We start from the raw sequence: 14,721 nt of genomic DNA, 5'->3' as shown, positions 1-14,721 counted from the left end.
TAACCAGAGTCGTTCAAGACGCCTTTTGGGGTCGGCATCCATTTTCAAAGCTGGCCAGCAGGCCCTTCAGCTCAGGTTCTGAAACTTGCATCGCCGCCTCGATCGGCGGCAGCCATATCAAAGACCGCTGGCCAATTTCGGGAAAGCTATTACAGGTCTCTTTGACCTCAAGAGCATGGACCTCCACCACGGACGGTATCGTCCGGCTATCCGCAAGCCGCTTTAAATAGGTATAATACCCACAGGGCTTCTTCTTCGCCCTGCCTTTGATCCCGGCTTCCTCCCATGCTTCACGTTCTGCGACTTCGTGAGGCTTCAATCCCTTGATTGGCCAACCTTTGGGGATGCTCCAGCGACGCGTCTCGCGTGTCGTAATCAGTAGGATCTCGATTTGACCTGCTTCTGTGGTACGGAAACAGAGCGCGCCGACCTGAGCAGCACAATTGTCATACAACATCGACGGTGTATGGATAGCGAGAGTTGCGAGATGAGGTTTTTGACTGACCATCGAACCTCCGGATATGTCGCTTCACTATATTAGGAGATCCGATTCGAGCCAAGATCCGCTTCAAGTAACCTCAGCTGGTTCTCGCTCTCCGAAACGAGAGATCGTCACGCCGGCCGGAGCGCCAGTCTGCATCACAGAAATTATATCCAAAACACGAGCGATAATGGCCTGATTGGTCAGATTGTCGATCATGGCAAGGTCTTCGCGCATGACCCAAAGCATGCGACCGATATCAAGGAGCGTGCGCGCGGTCTCGCAGTCCCGTTCGCCAGCGCGATTATGCGACAAATCGACAAGCATCGATGCCCAACGGTCGATCCATATGAGACGATCGCCTGCACTTAGCCGCGCAAAGGCTTGTAAGACGTCATCGATTGCCAACATTGCTCCGCCTCCGAACCTCAGATGCGTGATCCGACCTTCTCAATTAATACATAAGATCGGCAATCCTTTCACCAATCAACATCGAAGTCATTTTCTGGGCATGCAGCTGCATGACCGTTGAAAACAGAATCGCGGGAGTAGAAATCCAACGTAATCTCAACCGTTGAGACCGGTCATTCCGCGCAATGCTTAGCCGTTTTGCGAAAAATACTACTATTGCCTCAAAATTGAAGGTGTTTATTTACCATTATGACAGTTTCATGACAGTCAACGCGAGACGACTTCATCGCTTGATACTCGCGCAATACTCTTTGGCGCGTTGCATGATGCTGGCGTTGTTTTCGTCTCTGCTGATCCTATGGCGGCATCTGGCAGATTACCTGAGTCATAAGGCATGCTGTCGGCTATTTCATCCCGTATTGGTACTAAACTGGCGGCACTCTCCGCGCTTGGCATTTTCATGGTCGCGATCATGCTTTTGATCGTGCTGTACGGCGGGCAGATGATCGGTGAGTGCTCCGCTCTTCTCAAAAATCAATTGATCGTTTCGCGCAATCTTGTCGATGCGAAAGCATCGCTGCGCGGCATGCAGATTGGCGTCCGCGATCTGCGACTGGCATCCTCCCCCGAAGAGATCGCAAAGGCAGTGGATTACCTGTCGGCCCGCCATCATTCGGTCATCACGTTTCTGGACGAAGCCACGACAGAGCTGAAGTCACAGGCCGACCGTGATCGAGTACAAAATCTCAAATCATTATCTGAAAATTTCTTTGCCATGGCGACCGACCTGGCCGATGTCGTGAAGACGAAACTGCAAAGCAAAGACGCCGCTGCGGCAATCCAAGCGAAAGAAGCTGACATCCAGACCAAACTTTTGGCAATGTCGGACCCGGCCGCTAAGCTGTTCGACGATGGTGTTAACGCTGCGAAAAAAGCGGCAGATCAGGCCGACGAGGAAGCAAATGCTGCGGCAAACCTGATTCTTCTCCTCAATCTCGGCGTCGGTTTGCTGGCGATTGCGACACTGATCGTTTCGACCCTCTACGGCTCCAAAGCCATCGCGCGCCCAATCAATGGCCTCACCGGCAGCATGGATGAACTGGCGGCCGGACATCTCGACGCAGGCGTTCCCTATGTCAGCCGTCGGGACGAAATCGGCGCGATGGCACGGGCCGTCGAGGTGTTCAAGCAAAATGGTATCAAGGTCCGGGATCTGAATGCTCAGGAAGCAGCGTTGCAGGCAAAGAGTGCCGACCTGCAGGTGAGCATCGCTGCCGTCGTCTCCGCGGCGGTCGCGGGCAACTTCACCCAGCGCATCACCAAAACCTATGACAATCCGGATCTCGACCGGTTTGCAACCAGCGTCAACCAACTGGTTGCCTCGGTCGATGACAGCATCGCCGAGACCCGCCGGGTTGTCGCCGCCCTTGCCGAGGGAGACCTGACACAATCGATGCGGGGAGAGTTTCAAGGGGCTTTTGGCGAGCTGAAGGACAACGTCAACGCGACGATGGCCAATTTGCACGCGATCCTTGGCGAGGTATCCGGCGCCATAGAAACAATCAACGGCAACACGGGAGAGATGAGGATAGCGTCCGACAGTTTGTCAAAGCGCACCGAGCAACAGGCGGCCTCGCTTGAGGAAACCTCGTCAGCCCTCGAGGAAATCACCGTGGCCGTGAAAAATTCCACGACACGGGCCTTGGAAGCCAGCCACATGGTCGATGAAGCGCGCAAGAGCACGGAGCAGTCGAGTTCGGTCGTCAGGCAAGCTGTTGCGGCAATGGGCAAGATCGAGCAGGCTTCGGGCGAGATCGGTCAGATCATCAATGTCATCGACGAAATCGCCTTCCAGACGAACCTGCTTGCCTTGAATGCCGGCGTTGAAGCCGCCCGGGCCGGCGATGCCGGCAAGGGCTTTGCCGTGGTTGCCCAGGAAGTCCGTGAACTGGCACAGCGATCGGCAAATGCCGCCAAGGACATCAAGGCGCTCATCAATCGCTCCAGCGAGGAAGTTGGCGCCGGCGTGAAGCTGGTGACAGTGACCGGCTCTGCCCTTGCCGAGATTGAAAGCCATGTCGTCAAGATAAACGAGCATGTGCATTCCATTTCGACTGCCGCGCGAGAGCAGTCGACCGGTCTTTCAGAAGTCAGCACCGCCGTGAACCAGATGGACCAGGCCACGCAGCAGAATGCCGCCATGGTGGAGGAGTCGACGGCGGCCACCAACGGCCTAGCCGATCAGGTTACGATGCTTCGCGATCTCATTGGCCGGTTCAAGCTTCAGCCTGCGATGGCGCCACGGCTGGTCGTCAAAGCTGCAAAGCCCGTCGCATCACCGGCACGGGCACTCGGCCGCAAGATCGCCAATAGCTTCTCCGGCAACGCCGCAATTGCTCAAAAGGCCGATTGGGAAGAGTTTTGATATATGCGACTCTTCTAAGCTCTCCAACTTGCCGACAACCCTCTGTTGTTCCGGCCATGGAGGGTCGAATAAATCGGGAAATCCCGGTCGCAATCGTGAAATCTTCGGGAGTCTGGGTCACGTCATCTCTTGCAAACTATTCAATTAACGGGAAATTCTAGGAGCATGCGCAGCGGCTTTGCAAAGCTGATGACATGCTGCCGCTGCCTGCCAAATTGAAAATTCCGAGCCTATTAGATTGTGACATGATCAAATCCGAGCTTATCGAAATCGTTGCCGCGCGCAGGCCCTTTCTGCATCTGAAGGACGCGGAAAGAATTGTTGATGCGATCCTTGAGGAAATGGCTGAAGCCCTGATGCGCGGCGACAGGGTTGAAGTACGAGGATTCGGTGCGTTTAGTGTGCGTTATCGCCGATCCAAAACCGGAAGAAACCCTAAGATGAACACGTCGGTTTTCGTCGAGGAAAAATGGGTCCCGTTTTTCAAGGCGGGAAAAGACATGCAGCAACGCCTGAACGCCGCAAGCGATCTTAAAGCGAGTGAAGCCAACCCCGCAGATTAAAAGTGATTTAACTCGTAAGCCGACCAACAAAACCAATATGGGAACGGAATGGCGACAGGCAAAATCAAATGGTTCGACGCGAGCAAGGGCTACGGCTTCATAAGGCCCGACGACGACAGCCCAGATGTTTTCGTACATCTCAGTGAAGTGCTGAAGGCGAAGCTGCCTCATCTGCGGCCAGATGTGCCCCTCTCCTATACTCTTGAGGTTGAAGGCGGCAAAAGGTCGGCGAAGGAACTATCGCCAATCGCTCGCAGCGCTGGTGCGAAATCGCCGGCTCGAACAATGGATGACCCGCTCAACGATTTCGCGGACGAATTCGAAAAAGAGTGGGGATTGCGGCAAGCCTGAAGCCAGCTTAGTTTTTGCCGGCTTTCCAAATCTGACGATCGCCCTATCCTTGTCACCGGCGAGGTAAAATCAATGGGATCCTATTCGTCTGATTTTCCGAGAGATGCCGAGGCGCTTGACGCTTTTTCGTTTCGGAAGGCTGGCCAGTGCGGTGCGATCTGTTGGCGTATCGGCAGAGACGGAGCGGTCGAAGTGCTGCTCATTTCGAGTGGCGAGGCAGATTATTGGACCATTCCCAAGGGCAACATCCACAAACACGAACTGCTATACCGGTGTGCCCAAAGACATGCACTGGAGAAAGCAGGTGTTGCCGGTCGCATCAGTAAAACGCCGCTCGGCCACTATACCCACCGCAAAAGCTCGCCGCGGAGCGCGCTGACGGTAATGGTCCATCTGCTGTTCGTCGAAAGTCAGTCCAGGAGGTTTCAGCCGGAGGGCCGGAGACAGTGCTTCTGGCTGTCTGCGAACGCCGCTGCCAGTCATATCCGCGAACCTGAACTGCAGCAGCTTATCAGGCTGGTTGTCGATGCGGACGCCCCCAAATTCGTTGCAACGATCAGGAAAACGCTGGCTGGGTCAAAAGCAACCTCGCGACCTAGTGGCTCGTTCTAACAACCCCGCTGCGGGTCCCTGCTTGCAAAACGCCATCACTTCCTTCGGCGAGCTCGCTTGTCCAGAGGATGAAAATTGACCAACAGCGACTTCAACTCGATTTCACGAACCCGTCGCGCCGCTTCGTCAGGGCTAACCCAGTCGATCCGACGCTGGCCCTGTTCCTTGAAGCCTGCCTTGACCTCCCTCACCTCCACCTGGAATAGCTCAACGACACAAGGGACGACCTTGCCGTCATCGAGCTCCTTCAGATAGGTGTAGCGGCCGACCGGTGTCTTTCCCACCTTGCCACGAACGCCGGCCTCTTCCCACGCTTCGATCGCCGCGGCCTCATGGGGCGCCCTGCCTTTCATTGGCCAGCCCTTTGGGATGATCCACCGCCCGCTCTCACGTGAGGTGATCAAAAGGATCTCGATCGCGTGGCCATCACTGGCATAGCGAAAGCAAAGCGCGCCGTATTGGGTCCTGAATGCGCTCGCAAACAGCTTTTCCGGCGTACGCGCGAGCTGTTTCAGCAGATGCTTTGAGTCGGAGGGTGGAGGCTTCTTGCCTTCCTTCTTGGATGCCATGACGCGCTAACCTGTCAGAGTTTAACTGCCGTCTCAATCGCGGAAGCGATCTCGAGAGCTGTCTCCGGTTCCGATCACTTCGCGCCAATGGTGTTCGTTGCCACGGTTCTTTGCAATGGCCGACAGTTCACATTTCTGCGGCGCATGAACGTGAAAATTCGGTGCGCAAAGGGGTCGCGCTTCAGACGCGCGGGATGTAGCCGCCTGATATTGCTAGCGCCGGAGACCGAGATGCTGCAGCGCGGCCCTGACGTCACGCACCAGATCCGCATTTGACGACGCCAAACTACCGTCAGCCCTGTAAAGATTGTTCTCAAAACCGACACGGACGTGTCCTCCGAGAAGCGCTCCGGCGGTCACGCATGCTGCTTCGCGGCGGCCGAATGCGCAAACGGTCCAGCGGGAAAACCGTGGCATCTCCGGCGCAAGAAAGGGCAAGAGATCTGCTGGTGCCGAAGTCTGTCCAACGGCGTAGCGCCCCAGAACATAGAGCACAGGCACATCATCGAACGCCAACAGGCCGCGCTGACGATATTCGGCCAGACGGACGGCCTCCTCAGGTTCGTAGAGTATGATCTGCGGCAGCACTTCTTCCCGTCGCATCCAGGCGAGCAGATCCGCAAAGGCAACTTCGTGGGATGCGTCCGGAACAAGTTCGCGCAATGCAAGCGACGCAGCCTGTGGGCGCACGGCCTTCACGACCGCAATCTGTTCTACCGGCGAATAAATCCCCAATGCCTCACTGGTAATCTGGATGACCATTTTGTCCGCGACCTCGGCGCGTATCGCGGCGATCGCAGCCTTGTAGGCATCGGCGTCCAGCAGATGCGTGCCATCCGGATTGCGAACATGCACATGGATCATCGACGCACCTGCTTCCAGACATTCGCGGGCAGTGCGCGCCAGTTCTGCAGGCGTCAAGGGAATGGCAGGATGATCCTGTTTCGTGCGGCGCCCTCCATTCGGGGCCACAGTGATCGTCGTCTCTTCCATACTAGCTCCATAGATCCATATGTTTCATAATAATCATAATGATACATATGTTGCAATAAGACTTGGAGAGGGATACAGTGCGAGTATGGAAAAAAATCCTCTTGAAGAGATGATCCTTGCAGCCTTCGAAGGCATGTCCCCGCAATTGCAAGTGGCCGCCCGCTATATTCTCGACCATCCACGCGATATCGCGCTGCTTTCGATGCGCGAGCAGGCGCGTCAGGCAGGGTTGCAACCGGCGACAATGACGCGGCTCGCCAAGCATCTCGGCTTTGACGGCTACGACGACATCCGGTCGCTTTATCGCACGGCGGTTCGTGGCGACGCGCCAAACTTTGCGGGTCGCGTCAGCGAGCAGGCGCAGCATCAGAAACTGAGGGGCGACCAGTTCCTTGCCAGCGAGATGCTGATGACCTTCGGCAGACAGGCTGCCTCGCTGGCCGCACCGGATGCGCTTGCCCGCTTCGCCGACGTCAGCACCCGCATTTCGGCGGCGCGCGAAGTCTATTGCCTCGGCCTGCGCTCCAGCCACGCCGTGGCCTGGCATCTGCACTACATACTCTCGCTTATCGGAAAGCGCTCGACGCTGCTGGACGGGATTGGCGGAACCGGCGCCGATGCGATCGGACGCGCCGGACCTCAGGATGTGCTGGTGGCGGTGAGCGTCCTTCCCTATACGCGCGCCACCATCGAGATCGCCGACTACGCCCGCGAACGCGGCGTTTGCCTTGTCGCCATCACCGACAGCCCGGTCGCGCCGCTGGCGCAGTCCGCCGACATGGCCCTCATCGTTCAGACCGACAGTCCCTCCTTCTTCCACAGTATGGTCCCGGCTTTCGCGGCCGCCGAAATTGTCGGCGCGCTCGTTGCCGGTCACGGCGGCGACGAAACGCTTTCGGCACTTGGCGAATTCGACGAACGCCTGGCCGCCCTCGGCACACACCTCACCTCCCGCAACATCAGGAAAACATCGTGACCCACCTGCTTCATCGATCCATTCATGCCAGCCTGCCGGTTGCTGTGCGCGGCGAAGGCATTCATTTGTTCGATGCCACCGGCAAGGCCTATATCGACGCCTCCGGAGGTGCAGCCGTTTCCTGTTTGGGTCACGCCCATCCCGACGTGCTTGCGGCGCTTCATGCGCAGCTCGATCGCATCGCCTATGCCCATACCGGCTTCTTCACGACCGACGTGGCCGAAGAACTGGCGGACAGGCTCGTCGCCGATGCGCCGGAAGGTCTCGATCACGTCTATCTCGTCAGCGGCGGATCGGAGGCGGTGGAAGCGGCGCTGAAGATGGCGCGGCAATATTTCGTCGAGAAGGGTGAGCCGCAGCGTCGCCACATCATCGCGCGCCGGCAGAGCTATCACGGCAATACGCTGGGGGCGCTCGCAACCGGCGGCAACGAGTGGCGGCGGGCACAGTTCAAGCCGCTGCTGATCGAAACGCATCATATCGATCCCTGCTATGCCTATCGCCTGCAAATGCCCGAGGAAAGCGACGAGGCTTATGCCGCGCGCGCCGCTGGCGAGCTGGAAGCAAAGATCATCGAACTCGGCGCCGATCAGGTCATCGCCTTCGTCGCTGAAACGGTGGTAGGCGCAACGGCCGGCGCCGTTCCACCGGTCGCCGACTACCTGAAACGCATCCGCGCCATCTGCGACAAATATGGCGTGCTGCTGATCCTCGACGAGGTGATGTGCGGCATGGGTCGCACCGGCACGCTGCATGCCTGCGAACTGGATGGCGTCTCGCCGGATCTCATGACCGTCGCAAAAGGTCTGGGAGGCGGCTATCAGCCAGTCGGCGCGGTATTGCTGTCAAACCGCATCTTCGATGCCTTCGCGCTCGGATCGGGCTTCTTTCAACACGGCCATACCTATATGGGCCACCCGATGGCCGCCGCCGCAGGGCTTGCGGTGCAAACCATCCTGAAGCGAGATGGCCTGCTCGGCAATGTCAGGGACATGGGGAACCATCTGGAAACATGCCTTGTCGAGCGACTGGGCAACCACCACCATGTCGGCGACATTCGCGGCCGTGGGTTGTTCCGGGGCATAGAACTCGTGAAAGACAGGGCGACGAAGAAGCCGTTCGACGCCGGGCTGAAACTCAATGCGCGGATCAAGAAGGAAGCCATGACGCGCGGTCTGATGGTCTACCCGATGGGCGGCACCATCGATGGACAGAACGGCGACCACGTTCTGCTGGCCCCGCCTTTCATCGTCGGGAAAGACGACGTCGAGGCGATCGTCGAAAGACTAGGAGATGCCATCGAGGCCGCAATCGCCTCCATTTGAGGGCTACCCAAAAGACCGATGATGACCTCTGGAGAAGGCCCGCGCTGTCCCGCAGCGCGGGCTTTTCCATGCTCGGCGTCTCCCTGGACACGTAGGACCAGCCGGCGTGAAGATCGATTATCGCCCATGGCATGCATTAGTTTCAATGCAAAATCCTTATCTTTGCAAATTTTCAATGCGACAAACTTCGAAAAGCATTCTATATTTGCATTTAGCGTCACAAAGCAAAATTCAGACGCATCAACGATAAAGGGAACTTCCATGAAACAGCGTATTCGCCATTTGCTGATCGGCGCTTTCGCCACAGCCCTCTCCTTCAGTCCGGTTCTGGCCAAGGATCTGATCGTCGCCACCGATACCGCCTTCGTGCCCTTCGAATTCAAGCAAGGCGACGAGTATGTCGGCTTCGATATTGACCTATGGGCGGCGGTCGCCAAGGATATCGGCGTCAGCTACACACTTCAGCCGATGGACTTCAATGGCATCATTCCGGCATTGCAGACCATGCAAGTCGATGTCGGTCTTGCCGGCATCACTATCAAGGACGAACGCAAGAAGGTCATCGACTTTTCCGACGGCTACTACGACAGCGGCTTTCTGCTGATGGTCCCGACCGACAGCAAGATCACAGGCCCGGCAGACCTGAAGGGCAAGACCCTGGCGATCAAGACCGGCACATCGGCTGCGGACTACGCCAAGGCCAATTTCAAGGACACCGAACTGCGTCAGTTCCCGAATGTCGACAACGCCTACATGGAACTGCAGACCGGCCGCGTCGACGCCGCCATGCATGATACGCCGAATGTGCTCTACTACATCAAGACAGCCGGCGGCGGAAAGGTGAAGGCTGTCGGCGAGCAGATGATGGCGCAGCAATACGGTATCGCCTTTCCGAAAGGCAGTGACCTCGTCGCCAAGGTGAACGCCTCCCTCGCCAAGCTCAAGAAGGACGGCACCTATACGGCCATCTACAAGAAGTGGTTCGGCGCTGAGCCGAAGCTCTGATCGCCCGGTAGTCTTATGCGCGTCGGTTCCGCCGACGCGCAGTCCACGGGAGTATTCCAATGCAATTCGACTGGTCGGTGGTCATCGATGCACTGCCCGCTCTTCTCGGCGGTGCTCGCTTGACCGTTCTCATCGCACTAGCGGGTCTCGTCGGCGGCATCGCCGTCGGCGCCGTCGCGGGTTTCATGCGCGCCTATGGCAACTGGCTGCTCAATGCCATCGCCTTCATCTATGTGGAGATCATTCGCGGCACGCCTATCGTCGTGCAGGTGATGTTTATTTATTTCGCCTTGCCGATGCTGGCTGACATCCGCGTCAACCCCATGACGGCAGCGATCACCGCCATCGTCGTCAATGCAGGCGCCTATATAGCGGAAATCGTTCGCGGCACGCTGCTTTCCGTCAGCAAGGGCCTCCAGGAAGCCGGGCTCGCACTCGGCCTGCCGATGTGGAAGGTGCTGGCTTATGTCGTCGGGCCGATCGCCTTTCGCCGCATGATCCCACCGCTCGGCAATCAATTCATCGTCAGCCTGAAGGACACCTCGCTCTTCATCGTCATCGGTGTCGGCGAATTGACGCGGCAAGGACAGGAGATCATGGCCGCCAATTTCCGTGCCGTCGAGATCTGGACGGCGGTCGCCATCCTCTACCTCATCATGACCGGCATCCTGACCTTTGCCCTCCGCTTCACCGAAAAGAGGATGCGCATCCTATGAGCATCGTGGAATTCAGAAACGTCACCAAGACCTTCGGCCCGATTACAGTCCTCAAGGATGTCAATCTCAACATCGAAGCCGGCCAGGTCGTGGTGCTGATCGGCCCGTCCGGCTCTGGCAAGTCCACCCTTCTGCGCTGCATCAATGCGCTGGAGGAAATCGATGGCGGCGATCTCGTTGTCGACAATATCAGCGTTCGCGAGGGACGTTCGCGCGTGCGCCTCATCCGCCAGGAAGCGGGCATGGTGTTCCAGCAGTTCAATCTTTTCCCGCAGATGACGGCCCTGGAAAACGTCGCCTTCGGCCCTCGCCGCGTCCGCGGCCTGGGCAAAGCCGAAGCAACCGCGCACGCCAAAACACTGCTCGCGAAAGTGGGGCTGGCGGAGAGGGGCCATCACTACCCCTCCGAATTGTCGGGCGGCCAGCAACAGCGCGTGGCGATCGCCCGCGCGCTTGCGGTCAAGCCGAAGCTGATGCTCTTCGACGAGCCGACCTCGGCACTCGATCCCGAACTTCGGCAGGAAGTACTGAAGGTCATGCAGTCGCTGGCCGAAGAGGGCATGACGATGATCGTCGTCACCCACGAGATCGCATTTGCCCGACAGGTCGGAACGCGGCTGATCTTCATGGAGGGCGGCAAGATTACGGTCGACGGCAATCCGACCGCCCTACTCGACAACCCCGAAAATCCTCGTCTTCGTGAGTTCCTTCAGCATGTCCATTGATAGATCCCACCGGCTTTCCAGCATCGAGATCGCCGGCGAGCCGTTCGAAATCGGCCTCCAGCTCGGCCGCCACGGCACGAACGCCGCCCATGCGCATCTGATCCATACCCATGCCTGGGCGCATGTGACCGATTCCAAGAACCATGATCGTGTGCAGGCTGCGAGAAGGCTGACGGAGACGCTTTTTCCCCGTTATTTCGAGGAATTGCGTGGCGTGGCGGCAGGTCTGGAATTGCCGCTGGAGGATGTTTTCGCCTGGAACTGCCGCGGTGATATCTGGGCCATGAGCCCGGATGGCTGCACAACCGTGCAAATCCCCGGCGCTGAACCCGTGGTCGCGCACAACGAGGACGGCGACCCCGGCCTGCGGCGCGGCTGCGCACTCGCGACCGTACGCCCGTCCAAGGGCCGAGCCTTTACGGCATTCGTCTATCCTGCATCCCTTCCAGGCCACACCTTTGCCGTTAACGATGCCGGCCTGGTCATAACGGTCAACAATATCCGCTCCCGCGAAACCGGCGAAGGCCTGCCGCGCATGGTCGTGACCCGTGCGCTTCTCGATTGCGGCTCTCTGGACGAGGCCGTCGAAAGGGTAAAGACCGCACCTCGCGCCGGCGCTTTTCATCTGACGCTCGCCCACTCCGGGGAGGACGATATCCTCAGCTTGGAGTTCACCCACAAACATCTTTCGGTTCAGGCCGTGCGCAGCCCTTCCAGCCACGCAAATCATCTGATCCATGACGCTATCCGCACCGAGCAGCAGATCATTACGGGTTCTTCGAGCTCGCGCCAGGAGCGGGCGGATGCAATGATCGCGCAAGCCGGCCGCAGCGTCGATCCCCTGGCTATTCTTCACGACACGACGCAAAGCGCCCTGCCGATCTATCGCCAGCAGCCCGACGATCCGGACAACGAAAACACGCTGGCAACCGCCTGCTTCAAGATCAGTACGGACAAGGTCGACTGCACGATCTATGATGGAAGCGAGACTCCTCCGCGTTTCCGCTTTAAGAGCGATGCGCTCAGTCCCGCATGAGGCAAGATGAATGACCACGATAAGCGCATCGAAAAGCTCCCCGCGTCCGCAAACACTTGAGGAGCTTCGGGCGCTGACGGTCGACATCAGACGCGGCAATACCGATCTCTCTCTGGGAGGCAAGGCGCTCGGAGTTCTCTCCCGGCTTGTCGATACGCCCGAACAGACGGCGGTCCGTACGATTTCGGAGCTGGCCGACGGGCTCGGCATCAACCCATCCACCTTGACCAGGCTCGCCAAGCGGCTGGGCTACGGCGGCTTCGGGGATTTCCAGGATATTTTCCGGGAAGCGATTTCCGACGACGGACGCTATTTCTACAGCCGGCAGGCCGGTCGACTGATATCCGTAAAGGAAGAAGCAGACGAGGAAATCCACGTTTTCGAGAAATTGGCGGCTGAATCGAAGGCCAATATCGATGGCTTTCTCGCGCAGCTCGACGGTCCTGAACTGCATGCAGCGGCGGGTAGGCTCGCTCACGCGAAACGAGTGCGCGTTCACGGCGTGCGCCAGTTTCATGCCTTTGCAAGCTTTCTCACCTACGGACTGGCGATGTTAAGAAGCGACGTTGCCCTGCTCGATGCGCCGCGCCTTGGTGAAGCGGAAGGGCTTGCCCAGCTCGAGCCGGACGATGTCCTTGTCGTTGCGAGTTGCGCGCCTTATACGCGCAATGTCGCCGAAGTCGCCGCCCTCGGCGCTCGCAGAGGGCTTGACGTCATCGCCGTAACCGATACTCGATCGTCTCCCCTCGTCCCGCCTGCCCGGCATGCCTTTCTGGTGCCGCACGCAAGCAGCTTCTTCAGCAACAGCATGGGCGCCTATATCGTCTTCTGTGAGGGCCTGCTCAATCTGGTCGCCAGAGCATTGGCCGATGGCGCTATCGATGCGCTTGCCAAACGTGAAGCGCTGATCCGTGATCTTCATATCGAGATCGATCGCGACTGATACTCTATGCAAACATTTTAAGCGTTGATCTTGTCGAAAAGGCGCAAAGTCAATGATTGCCTGCGCCAACGACCTGCATTGTTCAGTCAATCCATCAGGCCGAACGCTTTAACAGATGGGTCTTTCAGCCACGTCAATTCGCGGAATCGACAGCGCTTAAAGATAGAAGCTCTTGAACGAGGCCGAACTTACGACCCGGCGTTTCAAACACCCCATAAACCTGCTTAGTCGTTTGAGAACGTCTGTCGCCGCCGCTGTTTAACGCCCTCAAATCGGAGGTCGAAGCGTGCGGGATATTTCGTCAGACGACCTGCGTCACCGTTGCTTTTCTTTCCAATCGTGAGATCGTAAACATGCTCACGGCCGGTGCTGCTAAGAATTCTTGCAGCTCTGCCCGCTCGACCACCCGGTACCAAGGTGAGGAAAGTCCTTTGCCCCTCACCTCGCACTTTCCTATCGCTCCAGCAGCGGGACAAATCGCCTATAGGCGTTCCTGGAGGACCTCGGTCGTGATGTCCCGTCCAGCATAGAAGATCCCCAACACCAGCACCTCGGTCTCCTCGACAACAAAGGCGATACTCACGCTCCTACGATACCCAATGATCCGAAGACCGGGGATGAGGTTGTCTCTCATCGTGCCGCGTTTGGGAAACGTCGCAAGCTCCTCGATAAACTGCCGGATGCCGTTGACATAGCTCCACGCCACCGTAGGTCCAGCCCTCTCAACGCTGGCGAGATCCCGGTACAAGTCGCGCAGCTCAGCCTGGGCCTGCTTATGCAGGATGATTTTATATTTCATGCCCTACTTGGCTTTCGCCAGTTGAGCCCGATGCTCAGCTTCCAACTGGTCAAAAGCCTCATCCAGGCTCACGCCAGCAGATGGGTCGCGCTTCAGATCCGCATAACGGCTCGGGATTTCCTGAGCCAGCCAGCGTTCGCGGGCGTCTTCCTGGTCCTCGAGCAATCTCAGGCCTGCGCGAACAACTTCACTTGCGTTATTATAGCGGCCGGATTCAAGCTGCTTTTTGATGAAGCGCTCGTAGTGTTCATTGAGTGCGAAACTTGCCATGGCAATTACCTCCGCTCTAAATATGGCCTAGCGGTACAAAAATATCAACTATTGTTATCTATTGATAACAAGAGCCCACGCTGGCGCTCGAACTGGGCTGTCTGTGCCTAGCCGCCATTGCCCGCACGGCGTTGTCACGTTGTTGGTGGGTTAGCGGTTGCTGCTTAATTGAGCGCGATGAGCAGGCTTGCGATCAGTTACAAGAACCCCGCTTTCTCCGCAGATCATCCCCCGTGCGGTGTGGCTGTCCGGTTTCCATTGAGCCTGCGGTTGGTCGAGGAGATGCTGCTCGAGCGCGGCATTGTCGCGTCCTACGAAATGATCCGGCGATGGGGCCGCAAATTCGGGGCGGCTTATGCGAAACAGTTGCGCCGAAAGAAGCCGCCGCGGAAAGATATCTGGCATCTGGACGAGGTCGCGATTGCCATCGGCGGCCAGAAACATTGGCTTTGGCGCGTCGTTGATCAAGACGGCTATGTTCTTGCCGAGATCGTCCGGGCCTACCGCGACACCAAGGCTAC

17 protein-coding genes and 1 pseudogene are annotated in these 14,721 nt (G+C 57.9%); 12 read left to right on the top strand and 6 right to left on the bottom strand.

All coding sequences use genetic code 11. The features are described from left to right. Positions 1–13: 13 nt before the first annotated feature. Together AC13Q5_RS33275 and AC13Q5_RS33270 are read right to left on the bottom strand one after the other, a co-directional pair. Positions 14–508 carry an NUDIX hydrolase gene (locus AC13Q5_RS33275; RefSeq protein WP_488504677.1) on the bottom strand — a complete coding sequence of 165 codons (495 nt, stop codon included), beginning with the start codon at positions 506–508 and terminating at the stop codon, positions 14–16. A gap of 60 nt (positions 509–568) precedes the next feature. Then, positions 569–892 (bottom strand): hypothetical protein, encoded by a 324-nt coding sequence (locus AC13Q5_RS33270; RefSeq protein WP_488504675.1) that lies wholly within the window; start codon positions 890–892, stop codon positions 569–571. 394 nt (positions 893–1,286) lie between these two features. Here AC13Q5_RS33270 and AC13Q5_RS33265 point away from each other — a divergent pair, with 394 nt between their 5' ends. From AC13Q5_RS33265 to AC13Q5_RS33250, 4 genes are all read left to right on the top strand, one after another. After that, positions 1,287–3,317 (top strand): methyl-accepting chemotaxis protein, encoded by a 2,031-nt coding sequence (locus AC13Q5_RS33265; RefSeq protein ID WP_488504674.1) that lies wholly within the window; start codon positions 1,287–1,289, stop codon positions 3,315–3,317. Positions 3,318–3,562: 245 nt separating this feature from the next. Next, positions 3,563–3,880 carry an integration host factor subunit beta gene (locus tag AC13Q5_RS33260; protein WP_488504673.1) on the top strand — a complete coding sequence of 106 codons (318 nt, stop codon included), beginning with the start codon at positions 3,563–3,565 and terminating at the stop codon, positions 3,878–3,880. A gap of 48 nt (positions 3,881–3,928) precedes the next feature. Beyond that, positions 3,929–4,231: a cold shock domain-containing protein gene (locus AC13Q5_RS33255; protein WP_488504672.1), complete on the top strand. Its 303-nt coding sequence runs from the start codon at positions 3,929–3,931 to the stop codon at positions 4,229–4,231. A 72-nt stretch (positions 4,232–4,303) separates the two neighbouring features. Next, positions 4,304–4,843: an NUDIX hydrolase gene (locus tag AC13Q5_RS33250; protein WP_488504671.1), complete on the top strand. Its 540-nt coding sequence runs from the start codon at positions 4,304–4,306 to the stop codon at positions 4,841–4,843. Positions 4,844–4,878: 35 nt separating this feature from the next. On the opposite strand, the gene AC13Q5_RS33245 is transcribed toward AC13Q5_RS33250, so the two are convergent. Next, complete coding sequence (locus AC13Q5_RS33245) at positions 4,879–5,412, bottom strand: NUDIX hydrolase (RefSeq protein WP_488504670.1); 534 nt, start codon at positions 5,410–5,412, stop codon at positions 4,879–4,881. Positions 5,413–5,625: 213 nt separating this feature from the next. Continuing rightward, complete coding sequence (locus AC13Q5_RS33240; RefSeq protein ID WP_488504669.1) at positions 5,626–6,405, bottom strand: beta-keto acid cleavage family enzyme; 780 nt, start codon at positions 6,403–6,405, stop codon at positions 5,626–5,628. An 85-nt stretch (positions 6,406–6,490) separates the two neighbouring features. Between AC13Q5_RS33240 and AC13Q5_RS33235 the strand changes: the two genes are divergently transcribed. From AC13Q5_RS33235 to AC13Q5_RS33205, 7 genes are all read left to right on the top strand, one after another. Next, on the top strand, positions 6,491–7,381 hold the full coding sequence (locus tag AC13Q5_RS33235) for a MurR/RpiR family transcriptional regulator (RefSeq protein ID WP_488504668.1): 891 nt from the start codon (positions 6,491–6,493) through the stop codon (positions 7,379–7,381). Next, a complete protein-coding gene (locus tag AC13Q5_RS33230) occupies positions 7,378–8,706 on the top strand; it encodes an aspartate aminotransferase family protein (protein WP_488504667.1) in 1,329 nt (442 codons plus the stop codon). Before AC13Q5_RS33235 ends, AC13Q5_RS33230 begins: the two co-directional genes overlap by 4 nt. Positions 8,707–8,967: 261 nt before the next feature. Then, the gene (glnH, locus tag AC13Q5_RS33225; RefSeq protein WP_488504666.1) at positions 8,968–9,711 is read left to right on the top strand and encodes a glutamine ABC transporter substrate-binding protein GlnH; all 744 of its coding nucleotides are present in this window, start codon (positions 8,968–8,970) and stop codon (positions 9,709–9,711) included. Positions 9,712–9,770: 59 nt separating this feature from the next. After that, the gene (glnP, locus tag AC13Q5_RS33220; protein WP_174172747.1) at positions 9,771–10,427 is read left to right on the top strand and encodes a glutamine ABC transporter permease GlnP; all 657 of its coding nucleotides are present in this window, start codon (positions 9,771–9,773) and stop codon (positions 10,425–10,427) included. Beyond that, positions 10,424–11,152, top strand: coding sequence for a glutamine ABC transporter ATP-binding protein GlnQ (gene glnQ, locus AC13Q5_RS33215; RefSeq protein ID WP_488504664.1), 729 nt, complete (start codon positions 10,424–10,426; stop codon positions 11,150–11,152). The genes glnP and glnQ overlap by 4 nt, the downstream gene beginning before the upstream one ends. Then, positions 11,142–12,188: a C45 family autoproteolytic acyltransferase/hydrolase gene (locus AC13Q5_RS33210; protein WP_488504663.1), complete on the top strand. Its 1,047-nt coding sequence runs from the start codon at positions 11,142–11,144 to the stop codon at positions 12,186–12,188. Before glnQ ends, AC13Q5_RS33210 begins: the two co-directional genes overlap by 11 nt. A 10-nt stretch (positions 12,189–12,198) precedes the next feature. Further along, positions 12,199–13,131, top strand: coding sequence for a MurR/RpiR family transcriptional regulator (locus AC13Q5_RS33205; RefSeq protein ID WP_488504662.1), 933 nt, complete (start codon positions 12,199–12,201; stop codon positions 13,129–13,131). Positions 13,132–13,612: 481 nt separating this feature from the next. On the opposite strand, the gene AC13Q5_RS33200 is transcribed toward AC13Q5_RS33205, so the two are convergent. Both AC13Q5_RS33200 and AC13Q5_RS33195 read right to left on the bottom strand, forming a co-directional pair. Next, the gene (locus tag AC13Q5_RS33200; RefSeq protein WP_488504661.1) at positions 13,613–13,930 is read right to left on the bottom strand and encodes a type II toxin-antitoxin system RelE/ParE family toxin; all 318 of its coding nucleotides are present in this window, start codon (positions 13,928–13,930) and stop codon (positions 13,613–13,615) included. A gap of 3 nt (positions 13,931–13,933) precedes the next feature. Then, positions 13,934–14,200 carry a type II toxin-antitoxin system ParD family antitoxin gene (locus AC13Q5_RS33195; protein WP_488504660.1) on the bottom strand — a complete coding sequence of 89 codons (267 nt, stop codon included), beginning with the start codon at positions 14,198–14,200 and terminating at the stop codon, positions 13,934–13,936. 131 nt (positions 14,201–14,331) lie between these two features. Here AC13Q5_RS33195 and AC13Q5_RS33190 point away from each other — a divergent pair. Continuing rightward, positions 14,332–14,719, top strand: a pseudogene (locus tag AC13Q5_RS33190) (IS6 family transposase); the annotation flags it as partial. Between the last annotated feature and the right edge of the window lie 2 nt (positions 14,720–14,721).

Source organism: Martinezella sp. CNPSo 3964 (genome assembly GCF_057784375.1).
This window is presented reverse-complemented; position numbering and strand designations above follow the sequence as displayed.